Here is a 22,162-nt window from a genome sequence, read left to right as displayed (position 1 = left end):
GGATTGTGAACAATATGAAAAAGTTTTTTAAAAAGTTCGTATACCTTGGTGCCACACTAGGATTGCTAGCCAGTAATGTTGCTAGTGTAGGCCAGGTATTCGCAGTAGATGCATCAGAATCAGATACGAATATTAGCTATGTTTATGGTGATTCCTGTAAAGTTGGTAGAAATGTGAATAATGACTTTACGGATGTTTCGATTCGCCATTATAAGTATAACGGTGGTGGTAAATGGGCAGGACCAGGTGAAGATTATTCTGCCAATGCCTTCCAAAATATCCAGACTCATTTTGATGGGACTTTGAAGAATGAAAATCTTTCCTTGAAAAAAGGAGACTTCTTCACAGTACAGTTGCCACAAGAGACTCGTTTTAATGACTTGATGCAACAAAATATTGCTCGGGCAAAAGATATTTATACGACTGATAATGGCGGAGAACTGGTGGCAACAGCTCACTATGATCCAGCGACTAAGGCCATTACCTACGTCTTCACTGATTACGTAGAAAAGCACCAAGACATTCGTATTCATACAGAGTATATTGAAACACTGGATCAGGATAAATTATCACAGAATGGGGTTCATACATTTACAGGAACTTATGCTGGTCGAGAATACTCCTATACCTATAATGTAGTTTTCTGGAGTCAGAAAGACATCGCTTCAATCAATAGTGTGACTCCGGACAACCCTGTTGAGCTTCTCTCAAAATTGACAGAAATCAACCCTATCAACAGGTCGTTTAAAACCGTAACAAATGTTAGGGTATCAGGTACTGGAAGTGAGTTAACATTCCGCTATCCAAACGATCGAACTGTTCCGATTAATGATGATACTCACTTAGAAATCTATGCAGTTCCAGAAGATGAAGAACTTGCAGGCTATCGTTCTCACAGCGATACATGGCAAGATGTGACACATTTATTTGAAAAAACTGTCAAGAGCGATGGTATTGAATATACCACTCAAAACAATACCCATACGAAGTATGTGTTCATCTCACATGGAAATTATCTAGTAGATACAGGGATTTGGTATGTTCCAGAAGCAATTTACAAAGATAAAACTTCAGGAAAAAGCAAGAAGTCAGGGATTATTGTTTTATTAGAAAAAGAAGATACTCAAGAGTGGGCAAAAGCCTTGGATAGTTATGCCCAAAAAGAAGTCTGTGTCCCTCATAAAGATATTCAAATTGAAAAAGTTGATAGTAAGAATAAATCTCTACATTTAGGTGGTGCTGTCTTTCAAGTTTCCGATGCAGATGGACAAGAAGTAAAACGTGTAACCACTGATCGTGATGGGAAAGCTACTGTGAGCAACCTACCTCTAGGGGTCTATACTGTTACAGAAATTGAAGCGCCAGATGGCTATAAGCTTCCTGAAAATCCTACGCAGACGATTGATTTGAATCAAGAGGCTGTGCAAACAGCTCACTATCAGGTTGCAAATAAGAAACTCATCACAGGTGTAATAGAATTTAGGAAAGTTTCAGATGTTCCATGTCCTCCAGGCTCTCATTCTAGTATAATCACTCCTCCGATTTATAATCATGGTGGTGTTGTCGATCGTTCTGCTGCCTCTCTACGGGCGGATCAAGAAGGCGAAGCTGCACCAAAAGGTTGTTATATTTCATCTTCTATTGTGTATCAAGAGTCGCCTTCTGGTGGTGGTGTTGTCGATCGCGCGGCTACGGTCGTAAATGAACGGAGTTCTTCTACGCCAGTATATGCTTTAGCTGGAGTTGAGTTTGCTTTAAAACAAGGCGATAAGGAATTATATACTGCAACATCAGATACAAATGGTATTGTACAGTTTGAAGGAATCCCAGAAGGAACCTATACCCTTGTTGAAAAATCAACTGTTGATGGTTATGCTCTTAATTTTGAACCAAGAGAAGTGACAATCGATGAGGATCATCAGGTGATTTCTTTAGGCAACATTGTGAACAAACAAATTAAAGGCAGTATTAAAGTTACTAAAGTGGACGCAGACGATAAAGCAAAACGATTGTCAGGTGTTGTTTTTGCCTTGAAACAAGGTGATAAAGAAATTGCAAGAAAGAAAACCGATGCAAACGGAGAAGCTCGTTTTGATGATCTTACGAAGGGAGCCTATACATTAGTTGAGGTATCAACTATTGATGGGTATATCTTGAGCGATGAAAAACGTGAAGTGATGATTTCAGAATTGGATCAAGTGGTAGAAGTTTCTGATTTTGAAAATCGTCCAATTAAAGGCAGTGTCAAAGTAACCAAAGTCGATGCAGATGATAAAACAAAATTATTGCCAGGCGTTGTCTTTGCTTTGAAACAAGATGATAAAGAAGTTGCAACAGCAAAAACAAATGAAAACGGAGAAGCTATTTTTGAAGCTGTCCCATATGGTGAGTATACCCTTGTTGAGAAATCAACACTAGATGGTTATGTCTTGAGTACAGAAACACGTGAAGTGAAGATTGCTAAAGATGGACAAGTGGTTGATCTAAAAACATTTGAGAACCATCTAATCAAGGGTAGTGTGACTGTCACTAAAGTTGATGCAGACGATGAATTTAAAGTCTTGCCAGGTGTTGTCTTTGTCTTGAAACAGGGTGATACAGTTGTTGCTCGAGAAACGACGGATTCAAAAGGAACTGCGACCTTTAAGTCAATTCCTTATGGAACGTATACGCTTGCAGAAGAAAAAACAATTTCTGGTTACGATTTGAGTACAGAAACACGTGAAGTGACGGTTTCAGAAGATGGTCAGACAGTTGACCTTGGTAAGTTTGCAAATAAGAAAACGCAAACACCTCCGCCATCATCAACGGAGCCAAGTTCATCATCGACTGAACCAAGTTCGTCAACAGAGCCTTCAAGCAGTTCATCCACTCCGATGTCATCTAGTCAAACACCACCTCCAAGTGGAAGAGTACCTGTCAGACCAAAAACCATTCTTCCACGTACAGGTGAAGCTGCCTCTATCTGGATGGGTGTAGTGGGTCTTGCCTTAGTAGGACTTGCAGGATTTGTATATCGTGCCAAAAAAGATTAATTTCGCCTAGCGGATGATAAAAGGAGTAAAAGGATAGGAGATGATTCCTATCCTTTTTTGAATGCCATGTATTCTTCTTTTAGACGAGAGGTTCGTACTTTTCGTACGAATATCTGTCGATAAACTGTGCGAGTACAGACAGGATAATGTTGATTAGTATCATTCTAATCAGCATTAAAATTGTCAGATAATTGTTCAAAAATGAGAAAAGCTATGCTATAATAGAGAAAGGTTTTTAAGGAAAGGGAATGAAGATGAAAAAACTTGGTATTGTTCTATTATCATCAGCGCTTTTATTGACAGCGTGTGGAACGGCAACATCGACACAGGAGACAACGCAAGAAAGCACAACGATGCAGGTCGACCAAAAAGCATTGGACAAAGCAACGACTGATTACAAAGTATTTGTAGAAGCACAAATCGGACAATTGTTGACCGATACGGAAAATTTTGCCCAATTACTCAAAGATGGCAAATTAGAAGAAGCGAAAACAGTCTATCCAGTTATTCGGATGGCCTATGAGCGTTCAGAGCCGATTGCAGAAAGCTTTGGCGAATCAGATGTGAAAATTGACTTCCGATTGGTAGACTATATGGAAGAAAACAAAACAGAAGACGGTTGGTCAGGTTTCCACCGCATTGAAAAAATTCTTTGGGAAGAAAATACCACAACAGGTACGGAACAGTATGCGGATCAATTAGTCAATGACATCAAGGAATTAAAAGCGAAAATTGCAACTGTAGAAGTGACACCTGAGATCATGTTGACAGGGGCGGTTGATTTGCTAAATGAAGTAGCCACAAGCAAGATTACTGGGGAAGAAGAAGTGTATTCCCACACAGACCTGTATGACTTCAGAGCCAACATCGAAGGAGCAGAGAAGATTTTTGAACTCTTTAAGCCAGTCTTGGAGAACAAAGATTCTAGCCTTGTTACGACTCTTGAAAAAGAATTTAAGAATGTGAATGGTCTGCTGGATCAATACATGACAGATGACACGCACTATAAACTCTATACAGATTTGAGCAAGGAAGATACGAAAGCCCTGGCTGAAGCAGTAACCAAGTTAGGTGAGCCACTTTCTCAAATGGGGATTATCTTGGACGGGAAATAAACAATGACAAAAGACGAAAAATGGTTTGATAAAAAAATGGATCGTCGCGAATTTTTAAAAAAAGCAGGTATAGGAGGAGCTGGGCTTGCGCTTGGAGCCTCTGGTGCGTCTGCTTTTTTCGCGCATAAGGTGACTGGCGAAACTGCAAAGGTAGAAGGAAATGAAGCTATTTCTTTTTATGGGGAACACCAGGCAGGAATCGTGACTCCGACCCAGAAAAATGTGTATTTCGTTGTACTTGACCTGCATTCAACAGACAAGGATGAAGTCATTCAGATGTTCAAAGATTGGACAAATTACAGTGAGAAATTAGTGGCTGGAAAGCTGGTAAAAGAAGATGGGGACAACGGGTATCTTCCACCATTCGACACAGGAGAGACGGTTGGTCTGAATCCCCACCGCCTGACCCTTACTTTTGGGATTTCACCTGCTTTTTTGACTAAGCTAGGTTTGGAAAGTAAGAAACCAAAAGAGTTTCGAGATTTACCAGTCTTTCCAAGGGACCAGCTCAAGGAAGCCTATACTGGAGGAGATATTGTCATTCAGGCCTGTGCTGACGATGCGCAAGTTGCTTTTCATGCTGTCCGAAACCTAGTCCGAAAAGGTCGCAGTCTCGTAACCATGAAATGGAGTCAAGCTGGTTTTGCAGCGATTGGCAATCGCAAGGAAACGCCACGCAACCTTTTTGGGTTTAAAGACGGCACGGCAAATGGGAAGACGGAAGAAGAGTTTAAGGAAGTCATCTGGTGTGATGAGGCTAACTGGATGCGGGGTGGTACCTATATGGCGGTCCGCAGGATTCAGATGTTCCTAGAAACGTGGGATAGGACGAGTTTGAAAGAGCAGGAAAACACCTTCGGTCGCTACAAGGAAAACGGTGCAGCCTTTGGGCAAAAAGATGAATTTGACGAGGTGGACTTGGACTTAAAAGACGATAAGGGTGAGCCAGTTGTGCCTGTTGATTCCCATGTTCGTCTGGCTAAGGAAACAGGCATTGAAATTTATCGTAGGGCCTTTTCCTATTCAGATGGAATTGATGAGAAAACGGGGCAATTTGACTCAGGCCTACTCTTTATTTCTTTCCAAAAAGATCCAGAACAGTTTATCACCATTCAGAACAATCTCGGAAATCTGGACAAGTTAAATGAGTATATCACACATGTCGGAAGTGGCTTATTTGCCTGCTTTGCTGGCGTAAAAAAAGGAGAGTACATTGGTCAAGCCTTATTTGAATAAACTCGTGCTGGCTGCCGTATTGGTGCTTACTGTATTTACCAGCCCAGTATTTGCAAAAGAATCCTATAGCCATCTCTTTATCATGATTACAGATGCGACCACGGCCTTGAACAAAGGGGACAAGGAAAGAGTGGAGCAGCTGATTACTCAATTGCAGGCAGATTTCACACAGGTCGACAACCACGATTCTAAAGCGGGTCAGTTAGTGATAAAACGTCTTTCGGAATTAGAAAAGACACCGTCAGAAGAAAATTTAGTTGCTGTTTCAAAAGCTCTCTTGGATTTTGATGCCGAGCAACACCCAGTTGATGTTGCTGCCGAAAAAGAGAAGTTGATGAATAAGCTCGTACCTTACTACGAGCAGTTGCAGGTGGCTCTTGATAGCAAGGACATCGCAGTAATCAAGGAGCGGTACAAAAAACTCAACAATACGTGGACGGTCAATGAAGGTATTGTCCGCGATACCAGCACGGGTCACTATGGGAAAATTGAAACAGCTATTTCTTTCTTGCGCAGCAGCATTGAGACCGAGCCAATTGACTATGCCGCTATCCAAACCTCCTTTGATGACTTAAAAGATGCGATTCAGGCATTTAAGGATGGAAAGGAAGTGGCGCAAGTTACGACCAACCTGACCTTGAAAGATGGAATTGACTTGCTAGAGCAGGCAAAGACAGCCTTTGAGACAGGAGATAAGACCAAAGGAGCTTCCTTGATGAAGGAATTTATCACCATTTGGCCGACAATTGAAGGAGATGTCAGCACGCGAAATCCTAGCCTTTATACTCGTGTCGAGAGTGAATCACCCGTTATCATGGTGCGGGGGGAGGAAGTAGCCTATCAAGAAAAATTGGCTCAGCTGATTGCAAATTTGTCGAGCATTGATACTACTGCAAGCTATAATGCTGTTGACGCCATGTTGATTTTGCTTCGCGAAGGGGTTGAAGCCCTCCTTATTGTCATGGCCCTAGTGTCCACTTTAAAAGCTAGCAAGCAGAAAAAAGGGCTTGTCTGGGTCTATGGCGGAGCAGTCGTAGGACTTTTAGCTAGTACGATTTTAGCCATTGCCTTGCAACAATTTTTCCCTGCCCTTTCATCGGGGACCAATCGTGAAATGATTGAGGGGATAGTTGGAATTGTGGCAGTTATCATGATGATTGTCGTTGGAATTTGGCTTCATAGCAAGTCTTCGGTCAAGAAATGGAATGCTTACATGGAAGAACAAATGCGGGTCGTGACGGCAAGCGGTAGCTTCATTTCCATGTTTGCGCTCAGCTTTCTAGCGGTCTTTCGTGAGGGTGCAGAAACCATTCTTTTTTATGCGGGGATTTTGCCGAAAATCAGTCTCAATGAATTTCTCTTAGGGATTGCCCTAGCCTTTCTAATCTTGCTGCTTTTAGCCGTTGTTATGCTGAAAACAACCAGCACTGTCAAGCCGCACAAGGTCTTTTACTATCTGACTTGGCTGCTGTATGCCCTAGCCTTTAAGATGCTTGGAGTGAGTATCCATGCTCTGCAGTTGACCAATATCTTGCCTAGTCATGTGATAAAAGGCGTCCCAACGGTGGATCTTATCGGCCTTTATCCAAGTCAGGAAGTTCTCCTACCACAAGTTCTACTCATCGCATTGATTGGCTATTTAACATGGAAGAATCAGGAAACATCATGAAGACCAAGCAAGAATTAACCATTGTCGAGCATTTGACTGAGTTTCGGAGTCGCTTTATCTGGACCCTTTCCTTCTTCTTTCTCAGTTTCTTGATTAGTCTTTACTTTTCAAGCAGTATCTACCAATTTCTGACCCAAGGATTTTCTCAGAAGTTGATTGTCCTAGGACCTAATGACATTTTATGGATTTATATCAATCTGGCAAGCCTTGTGGCCTTTACCCTGACCCTGCCTTTTATGACCTATCAAGTCTGGTCCTTTGTTGTCCCAGCGCTTGAGAAAGCTGAGGCAAGGAGCGTTTTTTGGTATATTCCAGCTGTCTTTCTATGTTTTGTGGCGGGGTTGGCATTTGGTTTTTATCTGGTCAGTCCAGCTCTCTTACAGGTTCTCTTGTCCTTTGGAGAGGGGCTCTTTGATACCCAGTTAACTGCACAGAACTATCTGGCTTTCCTGTTACATACGACTCTACCCATGGCAGTCGTCTTTGAAATTCCAGTTTTAGTGGCTTTTTTGACCTCCATTGGTATCCTTAGTCCGCGATTTTTGATACAATATAGAAGATATGCCTACTTTAGTTTGTTGGTAATTGCAGTTGTCATTACACCAGCTGATTTTACAAGTGATTTAGCTATGACAGTGCCGCTTCTTCTCATTTATGAAGTTAGTGTTGCTATCAGTAAATGGCTCTATTATAGAAAAGAAAAAAGGAGAACCTAATATGGGAATCTTACGTGATATTGGAGCACCGGGAATGATTATCTTGGTCCTTGGTGCCCTCTTGATTTTTGGACCAAAACGCCTGCCTGAGTTGGGAGAATCCATTGGCAAGATGATTTCATCCTTTAAAAAAGCCATGGATCAAGGAGAGCAGACAGATAAAGATGATACAGCTAACTAGTGCAGCGTTACATAGACCCTAAAAGAGTGAGGAATGTCGATTTTGAAGCGACTCCACACTCTTTTTTAAACAGAAGAGGGGAGGATAAGATGTTGTTTGAAGAACCTTTTTTCAAGGATAGAATTTGGCAGAAAGAGCGCCTGTTGGACTACGGTTTTAAGGAAGAAAATGGAAACTTAACCTTTTACCAGCTGTTTATGGAGGGGCATTTTGAAGCACGGATTCAGGTAATCTTGCCAGACAAGGCTACTAGTCAAGTCTGGGATTTGGACATGGATGAGGAATATCATGCCTTTCGTATCCAGCGTGCGGTTGGCTCTTTTGTCGGTGAGGTACGGGAACGCTATGCGGAGATTCTGCATCAAGTGGTGCAGCATTGTACCGAAACGGAACCCTTTCATTCTGCCCAAGGAAATCGTCTGGTCCGCTATATAGAAAAGAGCTTTCAAGAAGATCCTGACTATCCCTTTACCAAGGCGCCAGAGATTGCGACTCTGCGGCATGCGGCCAATCAAAAATGGTATGGCTTGGTGACCCAAGTGCCGTGGACAGCTCTAGGGGTTGCGAACAAGGAGGGAGTGGTTGAAATCATCAATATCAAAGTAGAAGCTGGGCAGATGAAGAATTTACTTTCAACAGTGGGTATTTATCCCGCCTACCACATGTCTAAGAAAACCTGGGTTTCGATAAGCTTGGACGGCAGTTTGATAGATGAGGTCTTGTTTGAGCTCGTCAGTAAGAGTCGTGATTTGGTCGCTCCGAAAATGAAGCACGTCTCATCTGGTCCTTGTTGCTGGCTTATCCCTGCCAACCCCAAAGTTTATGATATTGATACTGAGTTGCGTAGTAAAGGTACGATTCTCTGGGCTCAGAAGCCTAAAATCAAGGCAGGAGACATAATCTGTATTTACATGACTGCACCGATTCAGGCGATTCGCTATCTTTGTCGTGTGACCAGGTCCTTTATACTTGAGGCAGACAAGGAATATATGCAGCTAGAGCTCTTACGCGAGCTTGCTGACAACGATTTTCCCTTGTCACGGATGAAGGAGCTAGGAGTAAAAGCAGTTCGGGGGCCACGGCTTGCGACGCCTGAGTGTTGTGAGGCTCTTGAAAACTTGCTGAAAGAGTAATGTTAGTAGGTACATGAAATTATCAGAAAATTTAATATTTTGCTTTACATATCCCTTAAAAAAGCTATAATAGGAGTATAGTTTTGGAGGTTATAAAGTATGAAGAAGAGTTTTATCCACCAGCAAGAAGAAATTTCCTTTGTCAAAAATACCTTTACCCAATATTTAAAGGACAAGTTGGAAATTGTAGAAGTACAAGGGCCGATTTTGAGTCGTGTTGGAGACGGGATGCAGGACAATCTTTCAGGGGTTGAAAACGCGGTGACCGTCAATGTCAAGTTGATTCCCGATGCGACCTATGAGGTGGTCCATTCCTTAGCCAAATGGAAACGCCATACCTTGGCTCGTTTTGGCTTCAATGAAGGGGAGGGCTTGTTTGTCCACATGAAGGCGCTTCGTCCAGATGAAGACTCGCTTGACCCGATTCACTCAGTCTATGTAGACCAATGGGACTGGGAAAAGGTGATTCCAGACGGCAGACGCAATCTCGCCTATTTGAAAGAGACGGTCGAGCTGATTTATAAGGCCATTCGATTAACTGAACTAGCTGTTGAAGCTCGCTATGATATTGAAGCGGTACTGCCTAAGCAAATTACCTTTATTCATTCGGAAGAATTGGCAGAGCACTATCCAGATTTGACACCAAAAGAGCGAGAAAACGCCATTGCAAAAGAGTATGGAGCTGTTTTCCTGATTGGAATTGGTGGAGAGTTACCAGACGGCAAACCACATGACGGCAGAGCGCCGGACTACGATGACTGGACAACGCCGTCTGAAAATGGCTTTAAGGGACTGAATGGTGACATTCTAGTTTGGAATGAGCAGTTGCAATCCGCCTTTGAATTGTCCTCTATGGGGATTCGGGTTGATGAAGAAGCCCTAAAACGTCAGGTAGCTATTACAGGTGATGAAGATCGACTGGAATTTGAATGGCATAAGGCCCTCCTAAACGGTCTCTTCCCGCTTTCAATCGGTGGGGGAATTGGCCAATCACGCCTTGCCATGTTCCTGCTCCGCAAAAAGCACATCGGCGAAGTCCAATCCAGCGTCTGGCCACAAGACGTCCGTGATACCTTTGAGAATATCTTGTAAGAAAAGTGAAAAAAACGAGCCTAGGCAAAAAGTGCCTAGGCTCGTTTCTTTGATAGTTTGACGTATATTAGGCTGAGACAAAAGTCCGTGGCCCCATATTTTGTAGTTTTAACAGTTTGACATATGACATATATAGTGGATTGAGAAAGAAATAGACAAGGTAAGGAATTGCAGCTAGAACTAGCGTTCATCAAAGTGACTTAACGATGTCCTAACCTTTATTCAATTCACTATATCAATAGTCAGGGGAGTGACTATTGGTACCGAACCTAGAAATGAGCCAGTAAAATTGACAAAATCGATTTCTATACAATGGCGATCGAGCTTTACTCCCTTTTTAGTTATTGCTGATTTTACTCGTAGGCAACACCGTCTCCGTCTCGATCTAGATGGGGTCCGTAACCGGGTTGACCTTTATAAATAGGGGCTTTACCAGCGGCTCTGACTGCTGCACAATTTGGATAGTAAGACGCGTTTGCGCCTGTTCCTGCGCTTGGCCGTTTTGGCGTTGGTGCTGGTGTAGCATATTGAGTTTGGAGTGGTGCTCCTAAGGAATTGGCGTAGAACTTAACCCCTTCTTGTTGCCAGCCATGTCTCGGGAGGATAGAGTACTCATTAGCGTCGGTTGTCCAATGATGTAGGCCTCTTAATTTAAAGTTGTAGACCCGGTAGATTGGCGCAGAACCACCAGAGTAAAAGACGGGCTGACCATTATTATCAGCAGTCCAACCATGCTTACGGATTAGGGTCTGTACTTCATTGACATCTGAAGTATAGAGATGATTTTGTAAACCAGCGTTGTAAAGGCGATAAACAGGAGTTCCAGAATCAGGAGCATTCCAAGCAATACCTTCATATCCCCAACCATGTTGTTTAAATAAAACATCTTTTTCGTTTTCAGATGTCGTATAGAGGAGCTCCCCCATTCGTACGGTTATAAAGACGATAGATAGGAGTATCTGCTTTTACATGAGTAAAACCAAATAATGCAAGGCTACTGCAGACAGCGACTAGAAATAAAGACAGTCTCTTTTTCATCAGGTTCTCCTTTTTTCTTTCTCATTTATGAGATTAGTATAGCATAAAAATAAACTGAATAAAAGCGTTTTCCAAACTGCAAAAGAAGACAGGAATGGATGTACTATTTTCAAATCCCTATCTGAAAACATTTACAATCAGCTTATCAGTGCTTTTTATGGAAATCTGTGATATACTTTTTTAGTTAAACTAAACAAAGTAGAGGCAGATATGACAAATTTAAGAAATGATATTCGTAATGTCGCGATCATCGCTCACGTTGACCACGGGAAAACGACCTTGGTGGATGAGTTGCTCAAGCAATCTCAAACGCTTGATGAGCGTACACAGTTAGATGAGCGCGCAATGGATTCAAACGATATTGAAAAAGAGCGTGGAATTACCATCCTTGCAAAAAATACAGCGGTTGCCTATAACGGAACTCGGATCAACATCATGGACACACCAGGACATGCGGACTTCGGTGGAGAAGTAGAGCGGATTATGAAAATGGTTGACGGGGTTGTCCTTGTGGTCGATGCCTATGAAGGAACCATGCCACAAACGCGTTTTGTATTGAAAAAAGCCTTGGAGCAAAACTTGACCCCAATCGTCGTGGTCAACAAAATCGACAAACCGTCAGCTCGTCCAGCAGAAGTTGTGGACGAAGTCTTAGAACTCTTTATCGAGTTGGGTGCAGATGATGACCAGTTGGAATTCCCAGTAGTCTACGCATCGGCTATCAATGGAACATCGTCTCTTTCTGATAATCCAGCAGATCAAGAAGAAACCATGGCTCCAATTTTTGATACCATTATCGAGCATATTCCAGCTCCAGTGGACAACTCAGATGAGCCATTGCAATTCCAAGTGTCGCTTTTGGACTATAATGATTTCGTCGGCCGTATTGGTATTGGGCGTGTATTCCGTGGAACAGTGAAAGTTGGTGACCAAGTAACCCTTTCAAAATTAGACGGGACAACGAAAAACTTCCGCGTCACAAAACTCTTTGGTTTCTTCGGTCTTGAACGTAAGGAAATCCAAGAAGCAAAAGCAGGAGACTTGATTGCTGTTTCTGGTATGGAAGACATCTTCGTTGGAGAAACTGTGACACCTACAGATGTCATTGAGCCGCTACCAGTGCTTCGTATCGATGAGCCAACCCTTCAAATGACCTTCCTTGTGAATAACTCACCATTTGCAGGTCGTGAAGGGAAATGGATCACCTCTCGTAAGGTCGAAGAACGTCTTTTAGCAGAGTTGCAAACAGACGTATCGCTTCGGGTTGATGCAACAGACTCACCAGATAAATGGACGGTATCAGGCCGTGGTGAATTGCACTTGTCTATCTTGATTGAAACTATGCGTCGTGAAGGTTATGAGCTTCAAGTATCACGTCCAGAAGTTATCATCAAGGAAGTAGACGGTGTGAAAATGGAGCCATTTGAGCGCGTACAAATTGACACTCCTGAAGAATATCAAGGCTCTGTTATCCAAAGTCTTTCTGAGCGTAAGGGTGAAATGCTTGATATGCAGGCAACGGGAAATGGTCAGACACGTTTGGTCTTTCTTGTACCAGCTCGTGGTTTGATTGGCTATTCAACCGAATTCCTTTCAATGACTCGTGGTTATGGAATCATGAATCATACCTTTGACCAATACCTTCCAGTCGTTCCAGGTGAAATTGGTGGTCGTCACCGTGGCGCCTTGGTTTCAATTGATGCAGGAAAAGCAACCACTTACTCTATCATGCGGATTGAAGAACGTGGAACGATTTTCGTTAACCCAGGTACAGAAGTATATGAGGGAATGATTATCGGGGAAAATTCTCGTGAAAACGACTTGACAGTGAACATCACGACAGCCAAAGCTATGACCAACGTGCGTTCAGCAACCAAGGACCAAACAGCCGTGATTAAAACACCGCGCATCTTGACTTTGGAAGAATCGCTTGAATTCTTGAATGACGATGAGTACATGGAAGTTACACCAGAATCTATCCGTCTACGCAAACAAATTTTAAATAAAGCGGAACGTGACAAAGCCGCTAAGAAGAAAAAATTAGCAGCCGAAGAGGGCTAAGCCTATGTTTTATCTGATTGTTGCCATTATGTTGGTACTATTCTATATTTTCGCCGCACCGAGCAATATCAAGGGCACTATGAATGTGGTGGCGGCAGTCTTTATTGTGGTTGGACTCTTGATTGCTTTACTACTGGGCTTTTTGAAAGTGTTACAATCTCCACCAGAGATGTGGCTCGTTATCGGAATGGTTGTGGTTGGGCTATGGGCCATGCGCGATATTTATTTCTTGGATAGGCCAGATAAAACAGTAGGTCCAAAGAGAAGGCCCTATCGGTATCGGTAGACAAGGTGTATGAAGTTCTTTAAACAAGAGAACAAAGAGGCTAGGGAAATTTTCTCTAGCCTCTTTACTTTCGCTTGAAAAAGGAGCGCATTCAAGGTAAAATAGATAGGCTAGGTATAGAAAGTATGGTATCAAGATGAAGCACGTAAAACAATTTGAAAACAAAAAAGTATTGGTTCTAGGCCTTGCCAAGTCAGGTGAGGCAGCGGCGCGTCTGCTCGATCGCTTGGGCGCTATTGTCACGGTTAATGACGGAAAACCTTTTGAGGAAAATCCAACAGCCCAAGCTCTCTTAGAAGCAGGAATCCGTGTGATATGCGGTAGCCATCCCTTGGAATTATTAGATGAAGACTTTGCTCTTTTGGTGAAAAATCCAGGAATTCGATATGATAATCCTATGGTTGAAAAAGCACTTCAAAAAGGCATTCCTGTCTGGACAGAGGTGGAGTTGGCTTATCTGATTTCAGAAGCACCAATCATTGGTATTACTGGTTCAAATGGAAAAACAACGACCACAACCATGATTGCTGAAGTCCTCAATCAGGGGCAACGACCAGCTAAGCTCTGTGGAAACATTGGCTTTCCAGCCTCATCTGTTGCCCAAGAAGCGACTAAAGAGGATGTTCTCGTTATGGAATTGTCCTCTTTCCAACTCATGGGAACAGAAACCTTTCGTCCCCATATCGCAGTCATTACCAATCTGATGCCGACTCATATCGACTACCATGGCTCTTTTGAAGAATACGTGGCAGCCAAGTGGCGGATTCAAGAAGAGATGACAGCAGATGATATGGTTATCCTCAATATGAATCAGGAAATTGCGGCTTCGTTGGCTAGTAAGACCAAGGCCCAAGTGATACCTATTTCAACACAAGAAACGGTTGATGGAGCCTATCTTTTAGACGGCCAGCTCTACTTTAAAGGGGAGCGTATCATGGCGGCAAGCGAGATCGGTGTACCAGGTAGCCACAATGTTGAAAATGCGCTTGCGACAATTGCGGTTGCAAAGATTATGGGAGTGGACAATCAAGCTATTCAAGAAGCCCTGTCAACCTTTGGCGGAGTGAAGCACCGTCTGCAACACGCAGGTCAGCTAGAGGGAGTGACTTTCTACAATGACAGCAAGTCAACCAATATTTTAGCAACCCAAAAAGCCCTGTCTGGTTTCGACAATAGCAAGGTCATCTTGATTGCGGGTGGACTTGACCGTGGCAATGAATTTGACGAGTTAGTACCAGATTTAGTAGGCTTAAAACACATGGTTGTTCTAGGTGAGTCTGCCCCTCGTGTGAAACGTGCAGCGGATAAGGCTGGAGTGTCGTATATAGATGCCCAAGATGTCGCAGACGCAACGAGAAAAGCCTATCAACTGGCTACCGCAGGAAATATTGTTTTACTAAGCCCTGCCAATGCCAGCTGGGATATGTATGCCAACTTTGAGGTCCGTGGTGATAGTTTCCTTAAGACCATTGAGGAATTGAAGAGAAAGAGATAATGTATGAAAAAAATAGTCTTTACAGGGGGTGGAACAGTCGGTCATGTAACCTTGAATCTCCTGTTGATTCCACGATTTCTCAAGGACGGATGGGAAGTACACTATATCGGTGATCGCAAGGGAATTGAATACCAACAGCTCATCCAGTCAGGACTAGATGTTCAGTTTCATGGGATTGCAACGGGGAAATTGCGTCGTTATTTTTCCTGGCAAAATCTCCTAGACGTTTTTAAGGTAGTCTGGGGCATTGTCCAATCGATTGCTATTTTATTATCTATCCGCCCACAAGCCCTCTTTTCAAAAGGTGGCTTTGTGTCGGTGCCACCTGTCATTGCCTCGCGTGTATTAGGCATTCCTGTCTTTATCCATGAGTCGGACTTGTCCATGGGCTTGGCCAATAAAATCGCCTACAAATTTGCGACCACCATGTACAGTACTTTTGAGCAAAGTAGTGACTTAGTAAAAGTCAAGCATGTGGGGGCCGTGACCAAAGTAGCAACAGCCAAAAACGTAACTCTGATTCAGCTCCCTGAAATTATCAGCCAGCTCGATGAAAACCTGCCAACCTTGCTCTTTGTGGGGGGATCAGGTGGGGCTAAGGTCTTTAATGACCTGATTAGCCAGTATCAAACAGCATTGACGGAGCGATTTAATATCATCAATCTAACAGGAGATAGTAGTCTCAATCACTTATCGCCGAGACTATACCGTGTAGATTACGTAACAGATTTGTATCAACCCTTGATGAATGAGGCTGATGTGGTCATCACTCGTGGTGGCTCCAATACTATTTTTGAGCTGGTTGCTATGCAAAAACTGCATCTGATTGTTCCTCTAGGTCGTAAGGCCAGTCGTGGCGATCAGCTGGAAAATGCCCGTTATTTTGAAGAAAAAGGCTATGCCAAGCAGTTAGATGAAGACGAGCTTGCCTTTGATACTTTAGTGGCGACAGTAGAGCAGTTATTGGCAGAAAAAGAAGGCTATATCGAGAACATGGCACATTCGACTGAGATTCAAACACTGGATCATTTTTATCAATTGCTGAAAGAAGATATAGAAAGAAAGGCGTAGAATGACGGAAAAGGACTCCTTGGAAGAAGTCACACAGGAACCGCAAGACCTACAAGAAGAAGCGGAAAGCCAAGTAGAAGAACAAGCACCTGAGACCAAGATGGAACCAGAAGCAGAAAGCGATTTTCTTGCTCAATGGAAGGAACGGCATCAGGCTTATTTGGCGAGCCAACAAGAGGTAGAATCAGAACAAGAAGAAGTAAAGCCAGAAGAAAAAGCCCCGGCGCATTCTCCTAAGTTGAGTCAGAAAGTAAAAACCAAGAAGGTAAAGGACGCAAATAGTATCAGGCATTCTCAGGATCTAGAAGTAAAGCCAGTAGTAACGCGAACTCCGATTCCCCGCAAGGCCCTCTTACAAGCTGTTCCAATTATTGCGGTAGCCATGATGGGGATCTTGTTAGCTGTCTATTTCATCAGCCCTTTGAGTAAAGAAAAGAAAATTGAAGTTGTTGGAAATCAGCGGATCGATACAGAGACTGTTCTTCGTTACAGCAGAATTTCGAGTAAGGACTACGCCTTGACAACTTTACTTGAGACCAAAAACATTGAAGACAACATCAAACACAGCAGCAACGTTGTTAAATCAGATCAGATGACCTTCCAATTTCCTAATCGTTTCACGATTCATGTGGAAGAATTCACGGAAGTTGGCTATCTAAAAGATAAGGATGGATACCGCTTGGTGCTATCGAGTGGAAACATTTCTGAAACAGCCATGCCACTAGAGGCACTGCCAGAGCAACACACCTTGATTAACTTAACAAATAAAGATTTGGTTAAGGAACTTGCACTACAATTAGCAACGATTGATTCCGAAATAGTACGTAACATAGAGAGTATCGATTTGACCCCAAGCAAGGTAACTACGGATTTATTGACCATGACCATGCACGATGGGAACACCTTGATTATCCCTCTCAGTGAGATTGACACAAAACTTCCCTACTACCCTAACATAGCCAAGCGACTTTTTGTCCCTAGTGTCGTGGACATGGAGGTCGGTGCATTTAGCTATACAAAATAGAAAAAAATAACAGAAAAAAGCTTTTCTATCACCATTTTTTAATATTGTATGGTATAATGAAGAGTGAATAATTATATTTAAAACATTGAACTAAAAATTCTTAAAAAGTTTGAGAAGTAAGAGAGGACTGACAAGATGGCTAGAAATGGCTTTTTTACGGGATTAGATATCGGTACAAGCTCCGTTAAAGTCTTGGTTGCAGAGTATGTAGAAGGCGAAATGAATGTGATTGGCGTGAGCAATGTCAAAAGCTCAGGCGTGAAAGATGGAATTATTGTCAATATTGACGTCGCAGCAAAAGCGATTAAAACAGCGATTGCACAAGCTGAAGAAAAAGCTGGTATTCGGATTGATAAGGTAAATGTTGGCTTGCCAGCAAACCTCCTTCAAATCGAGCCTACGCAAGGGATGATTCCAGTAACAACAGATTCACAAGAAATTACAGACGTAGATGTGCAAAATGTTGTGAAATCAGCTCTAACAAAGAGCATGACTCCAGAACGTGAAGTGATTTCCTTTATACCAGAAGAGTTTGTGGTAGATGGGTTCCAAGGCATCAAAGACCCTCGTGGTATGATGGGGATTCGTTTAGAGATGCGTGGCATGCTCTATACTGGTCCGCGTACAATCTTGCACAACTTGCGTAAGACCGTTGAACGCGCAGGCGTTCAAGTAGAAAATGTTGTGATTTCTCCGCTTTCATTGGCTCGTTCAGTTCTCAACGAAGGTGAAAAAGAATTTGGTGCCATCGTCATTGACCTTGGTGGTGGACAGACAACTGTTGCAGTAATGCGTGGTCAAGAATTGCAATACACCAACATCTATCAAGAAGGTGGCGATTACATCACCAAAGATATTTCTAAGGTGCTGACAACTTCTCAAAGCATTGCTGAAAGCTTGAAATTCAATTACGGAATTGCTTACCCACAAGAAGCTAGTGAAAAAGAAAAATTCATGGTCGAAGTGATTGGAGAATCAGCTCCAGTCGAAGTGACAGAGCGCTACTTGTCAGAAGTGATTTCTGCCCGCCTTCGTCAGATTTTCACCCGTGTGAAGCAAGACTTGGAGCGAACACGTGCCTTGGATTTGCCAGGGGGTATCGTCTTGGTCGGTGGTGTAGCAGTATTGCCTGGTATTACAGAACTTGCCCAAGAGATTTTTGGGGTTAATACCAAACTATACGTACCAAATCAGATTGGTATCCGCAACCCAGCCTTTGCTCATGTCATTAGCTTAGTGGAATACGTTGGTAGCTTGGATGAAGTTGAAATGATTGCGCAAGCAGCTGTGAACGGTGAAGCTACACTTCGACAAAAACCAATCGACATTCCATTGAGTGCACCGAAAGTTCGTCCAGCTATTCAGCCAGTTCAATCAGAAGCACCAACGGAAGTTGTTACTGAATCTGTTGAAGAACGGCCTTATGTTCCTTACTCAGAGTCAGAAGAGGACGAGTCAAAAGTGAAGATCACAGATCGCATTCGTGGATTGTTTGGAAGCATGTTTGAATAAGAAAAGAAAAAAGGTGATAAAACTATGACATTTTCATTTGAAGCAGCAGCAGCTCATGGCGCTGTCATTAAAGTTATTGGTGTTGGCGGTGGCGGAGGAAACGCTATTAACCGCATGATTGAAGAAGGCGTTTCTGGTGTTGAATTTATTGCAGCGAACACTGATGTTCAAGCGCTTAGCAGCTCAAAAGCGGAAACCGTTATTCAATTAGGTCCAAAATTGACTCGTGGACTCGGTGCTGGAGGCCAACCTGAAGTTGGTCGTAAGGCAGCTGAAGAAAGCGAAGAGGCTCTTACCAATGTATTGACAGGCGCAGATATGGTCTTCATTACTGCTGGCATGGGTGGTGGATCTGGTACAGGTGCTGCGCCAGTCATCGCCCGTATTGCAAAAGGCTTGGGAGCCTTGACAGTTGCCGTTGTTACTCGTCCATTTGGATTTGAAGGAAACAAACGTGGAAACTTTGCAATTGAAGGAATCGAAGGCCTTCGTGAGCAGGTTGATACCTTGTTGATTATCTCAAATAACAACCTTCTTGAAATCGTTGATAAGAAAACTCCGCTTCTAGAAGCACTTAGCGAAGCAGATAACGTCCTTCGTCAAGGTGTTCAAGGAATTACAGACTTGATTACCAACCCTGGTTTGATTAACTTGGACTTCGCAGACGTGAAGACGGTTATGGAAAACAAGGGTAATGCCCTCATGGGAATCGGTATCGGCTCTGGTGAAGAGCGTGTCGTAGAAGCAGCTCGTAAGGCTATCTACTCACCCCTTCTTGAAACAACTATCGATGGTGCAAATGATGTCATTGTCAATGTAACAGGTGGTTACGACATGACCTTGACAGAAGCAGAAGAAGCATCTGAAATCGTTCATCAAGCAGCTGGCCAAGGTGTCAATATCTGGCTTGGAACTTCTATTGATGAGACGATGAAAGACGAAATCCGTGTGACTGTTGTCGCAACAGGCGTTCGTCAAGAAACAGGTGAAAAACCAGTACGTCAACGTGTAGATTATGCACATGCACCAATCGGTCGCCCTGTTTCACAACCAGTAGCGCAGACAGAAGCTCCAGCTTCAAAGGCGTCAGCCTTTGGTGAATGGGATTTGCGTCGCGAAAACATTCTTCGTCCAGCTGAAAATACAAATCATTCAACCGTTTCAGTTGAGAAGTTTGCGATGGATGAAGAAGAGGATGAGCTAGACACTCCGCCATTCTTTAGAAATCGTTAAGATGAATTTACAACAGAATAAAGATGCTGTATTTGTTGCTATTGAACAAGCTAAGAAACATGCACATCGTTCTCAAGAGTTAGTCAATGTAATAGCTGTCACCAAGTATGTTGACAGCTCTATTACTAAAGACTTGGTTGCTACTGGAATTCAGCATATTGGCGAAAATCGAGTAGATAAATTTTTAGAGAAGTACCAAGCCTTGTCAGACCAAGGACTCACCTGGCACTTAATTGGCAGCTTACAAAGAAGAAAAGTAAAAGATGTGATCAATTATGTCGATTATTTTCATGCTTTGGATTCGGTCAAACTGGCACAGGAAATCCAAAAACGAGCTGAAAAACCCATGAAGTGCTTCCTGCAAGTCAATATTTCTAAGGAAGAAAGCAAACACGGCTTTCTTGTGGAAGAGCTAGATGAGGTCTTGGAACAATTGTCGTCCCTTGATAAGGTGGAAATTGTCGGCTTGATGACCATGGCCCCTTTTGAAGCCAGTCATACAGAACTCATGACTATTTTCTCAGAGGCAAAGTCAATAAGAGAGCAATTGCAGGCTAGAAATCTACCCCATATGCCCTTTACGGAACTCAGTATGGGAATGAGTGGTGATTTTGCAGAGGCCATTTCTTGCGGAGCAACCTTTATCCGTATCGGGACAGCATTTTTTAAATAAGGAAGAAAAACGTGGCTTTTAAAGATACATTTAAAAATATAATTAATTACTTTGAAATAGACGACGACAGAGAGCAAGAAGCGTACGCATTAGAAAACGAGGGACCTAAGATGAGAGTAGCTCCTACGCCAACACCGACAGAACCAGCTAAGTTTACGCGTTCTCAAGCAAGTGCAAGACCAGTTACCAGACAGCTAGAAGAACAATCCGTTGTGAAGACGGCTACTGGAAACTCAACGATTGATATTAAGTACCCTAAAAAGTACGAAGATGCACCAGAGATTGTCCAATTGTTAATCGATGATGCTAGTATCTTAATTGACTTCCAGCACATGTCTGAAACACAAGCTCGTCGCTGTCTCGATTATCTTGATGGAGCCCGTTCAGTCCTTTCAGGCAATTTGAAAAAGGTGTCAAATACCATGTGGCTCTTGACTCCAGCAAAAGTAACAGTCAATATGGAAGAACTTCGCTCAAGTGCTCCTCATTATACATCAGAGGCAGCTTTTGACTTTGATATGAAACGGTAGGAACGAATGGCGTTTGTTATTTTTATCCTATTGAGAGCTTTGAAGATTTATTCCTATGTTTTGGTTGCTTACGCCTTGCTTTCCTGGATTCCAAGTGCTTATGATAGCTCGATTGGCCGTTTCATTACCAGTCTGGTCAGACCAGTTTTGGAACCTTTTAGACGCTTGAAGTTGCAATTTTTTGGATTAGATTTCACCATCTTTTTGCTATACTTTTTGATTCAGCTCTTGTCGAGAATCTTAATCAATTTGTTGTAGAGCTAAGCTATGAATCAAACCTATCAGCACTTATTCCAGCATTTTCCAAAAGAAGAAAAAGCATTTATTGAAAAGGTCATCGATCTCTGTCAGCAGGTGGACATGACCTATTCTTATCGACTGACTCCTTTTTTGAATCCCAAGCAGGATGAGATGGCACAGTCTATCGCTGCTCATTTTCAGCTTAGCTATTGGAGTAGTCGCAGCCTGATTGTGACAGAATACTCACGTGGCATCATCGCACCAGACTACTACGTCTTGGATGAAAATGATTTTGAAATGGCCATGGTCGAGGTTCTCTATCCACGAAAATATGCGACCTTGACCCATTCTCAGATTTTAGGAACCCTGGTCAATCGCTTGGGTGTGAAACGTGAGTATATCGGCGATATTCTGCTAGAAGAAGAACATACCTATGTCCTCTTAGACAAGCGCTTTGTTCCGATTCTGATGAGCGATATTGAAAAGATTAGTCGGACACCAGTCAACTTCCAGGAACGAGACATCCAATCGGTGACAGTCGGTTCTCTTTCAGACGCCAGTCTGGAGCAGATTCTTGTGTCGAGTTTACGGCTCGATAAAGTCGTCTCAGCAGTCTTTCGGATGGGGCGCTTGAAGGCCAGTCAATTGGTTGAAACAAAGCAAGTCAAGGTCGATTATTCTCCTGTTACACAAGTCGGGAAAAACCTAGAAGTAGGACAGTTAGTCAGTGTCAGGGGTTTTGGCAGAATTCGTCTCAAAGAAATCATCGGATACACCAAACACGGTAAAGTAAAATTAGAATTAGAAGTTATTAGAAAGTAG

Annotated in this window: 20 protein-coding genes; 19 read left to right on the top strand and 1 reads right to left on the bottom strand. The window is 42.8% G+C overall.

Going from position 1 to position 22,162, the window contains the following annotated elements; all coding sequences use genetic code 11:
- Nucleotides 1–14: 14 nt before the first annotated feature.
- From CHF41_RS09555 to asnA, 8 genes are all read left to right on the top strand, one after another.
- On the top strand, nt 15–3,035 hold the full coding sequence (locus CHF41_RS09555) for a SpaA isopeptide-forming pilin-related protein (RefSeq protein WP_162911946.1): 3,021 nt from the start codon (nt 15–17) through the stop codon (nt 3,033–3,035).
- Between the two features lie 254 nt (nt 3,036–3,289).
- On the top strand, nt 3,290–4,150 hold the full coding sequence (gene efeO, locus CHF41_RS09550; protein ID WP_119877182.1) for an iron uptake system protein EfeO: 861 nt from the start codon (nt 3,290–3,292) through the stop codon (nt 4,148–4,150).
- Nucleotides 4,151–4,153: 3 nt separating this feature from the next.
- Nucleotides 4,154–5,386, top strand: a complete 1,233-nt coding sequence (efeB, locus tag CHF41_RS09545) for an iron uptake transporter deferrochelatase/peroxidase subunit (protein WP_119877058.1) — start codon at nt 4,154–4,156, stop codon at nt 5,384–5,386.
- Entirely contained in the window at nt 5,364–7,055 is a 1,692-nt protein-coding gene (locus tag CHF41_RS09540) for an FTR1 family iron permease (RefSeq protein WP_119877057.1), read from the top strand. The genes efeB and CHF41_RS09540 overlap by 23 nt, the downstream gene beginning before the upstream one ends.
- Entirely contained in the window at nt 7,052–7,771 is a 720-nt protein-coding gene (tatC, locus tag CHF41_RS09535; RefSeq protein WP_119877056.1) for a twin-arginine translocase subunit TatC, read from the top strand. The genes CHF41_RS09540 and tatC overlap by 4 nt, the downstream gene beginning before the upstream one ends.
- A gap of 1 nt (nt 7,772) precedes the next feature.
- On the top strand, nt 7,773–7,952 hold the full coding sequence (locus CHF41_RS09530; protein WP_119877055.1) for a twin-arginine translocase TatA/TatE family subunit: 180 nt from the start codon (nt 7,773–7,775) through the stop codon (nt 7,950–7,952).
- 89 nt (nt 7,953–8,041) lie between these two features.
- The gene (locus CHF41_RS09525; protein ID WP_119877054.1) at nt 8,042–9,085 is read left to right on the top strand and encodes an MmcQ/YjbR family DNA-binding protein; all 1,044 of its coding nucleotides are present in this window, start codon (nt 8,042–8,044) and stop codon (nt 9,083–9,085) included.
- A gap of 99 nt (nt 9,086–9,184) precedes the next feature.
- Nucleotides 9,185–10,177 carry an aspartate--ammonia ligase gene (asnA, locus tag CHF41_RS09520; RefSeq protein ID WP_119877053.1) on the top strand — a complete coding sequence of 331 codons (993 nt, stop codon included), beginning with the start codon at nt 9,185–9,187 and terminating at the stop codon, nt 10,175–10,177.
- A 353-nt stretch (nt 10,178–10,530) separates the two neighbouring features.
- Here the strand turns inward: asnA and CHF41_RS09515 are convergent, their stop codons facing one another.
- A complete protein-coding gene (locus CHF41_RS09515; protein ID WP_119877052.1) occupies nt 10,531–11,103 on the bottom strand; it encodes an excalibur calcium-binding domain-containing protein in 573 nt (190 codons plus the stop codon).
- A 322-nt stretch (nt 11,104–11,425) separates the two neighbouring features.
- Here CHF41_RS09515 and typA point away from each other — a divergent pair, with 322 nt between their 5' ends.
- The 11 genes from typA (at nt 11,426) to CHF41_RS09460 (ending at nt 22,162) form a co-directional block, all read left to right on the top strand.
- Nucleotides 11,426–13,276, top strand: a complete 1,851-nt coding sequence (gene typA / locus CHF41_RS09510; protein WP_119877051.1) for a translational GTPase TypA — start codon at nt 11,426–11,428, stop codon at nt 13,274–13,276.
- Between the two features lie 4 nt (nt 13,277–13,280).
- Complete coding sequence (locus CHF41_RS09505) at nt 13,281–13,562, top strand: DUF3165 family protein (RefSeq protein ID WP_119877050.1); 282 nt, start codon at nt 13,281–13,283, stop codon at nt 13,560–13,562.
- A gap of 136 nt (nt 13,563–13,698) precedes the next feature.
- Nucleotides 13,699–15,057 carry a UDP-N-acetylmuramoyl-L-alanine--D-glutamate ligase gene (murD, locus tag CHF41_RS09500; RefSeq protein ID WP_119877049.1) on the top strand — a complete coding sequence of 453 codons (1,359 nt, stop codon included), beginning with the start codon at nt 13,699–13,701 and terminating at the stop codon, nt 15,055–15,057.
- Between the two features lie 3 nt (nt 15,058–15,060).
- Entirely contained in the window at nt 15,061–16,128 is a 1,068-nt protein-coding gene (locus CHF41_RS09495; RefSeq protein ID WP_119877048.1) for a UDP-N-acetylglucosamine--N-acetylmuramyl-(pentapeptide) pyrophosphoryl-undecaprenol N-acetylglucosamine transferase, read from the top strand.
- A 1-nt stretch (nt 16,129) separates the two neighbouring features.
- Complete coding sequence (locus tag CHF41_RS09490) at nt 16,130–17,152, top strand: cell division protein FtsQ/DivIB (RefSeq protein ID WP_119877047.1); 1,023 nt, start codon at nt 16,130–16,132, stop codon at nt 17,150–17,152.
- A gap of 135 nt (nt 17,153–17,287) precedes the next feature.
- Nucleotides 17,288–18,664 (top strand): cell division protein FtsA, encoded by a 1,377-nt coding sequence (gene ftsA / locus CHF41_RS09485; protein ID WP_119877046.1) that lies wholly within the window; start codon nt 17,288–17,290, stop codon nt 18,662–18,664.
- 24 nt (nt 18,665–18,688) lie between these two features.
- Nucleotides 18,689–19,897 (top strand): cell division protein FtsZ, encoded by a 1,209-nt coding sequence (gene ftsZ, locus CHF41_RS09480; protein ID WP_119877045.1) that lies wholly within the window; start codon nt 18,689–18,691, stop codon nt 19,895–19,897.
- 1 nt (nt 19,898) lies between these two features.
- Nucleotides 19,899–20,570, top strand: a complete 672-nt coding sequence (locus tag CHF41_RS09475; RefSeq protein WP_119877044.1) for a YggS family pyridoxal phosphate-dependent enzyme — start codon at nt 19,899–19,901, stop codon at nt 20,568–20,570.
- Between the two features lie 110 nt (nt 20,571–20,680).
- Nucleotides 20,681–21,100 (top strand): cell division protein SepF, encoded by a 420-nt coding sequence (locus CHF41_RS09470; RefSeq protein ID WP_240622956.1) that lies wholly within the window; start codon nt 20,681–20,683, stop codon nt 21,098–21,100.
- Nucleotides 21,101–21,106: 6 nt separating this feature from the next.
- Entirely contained in the window at nt 21,107–21,358 is a 252-nt protein-coding gene (locus CHF41_RS09465; RefSeq protein ID WP_119877042.1) for a YggT family protein, read from the top strand.
- 9 nt (nt 21,359–21,367) lie between these two features.
- Nucleotides 21,368–22,162 carry a YlmH family RNA-binding protein gene (locus CHF41_RS09460; RefSeq protein ID WP_119877041.1) on the top strand — a complete coding sequence of 265 codons (795 nt, stop codon included), beginning with the start codon at nt 21,368–21,370 and terminating at the stop codon, nt 22,160–22,162.

Origin of the sequence: Streptococcus respiraculi, assembly GCF_003595525.1 — a bacterium.
GTDB classification, from domain to species: Bacteria; Bacillota; Bacilli; order Lactobacillales; family Streptococcaceae; genus Streptococcus; species Streptococcus respiraculi.
Note: the sequence above shows the minus strand (reverse complement) of the source record. Positions and strands in the feature narration are given on the sequence as shown.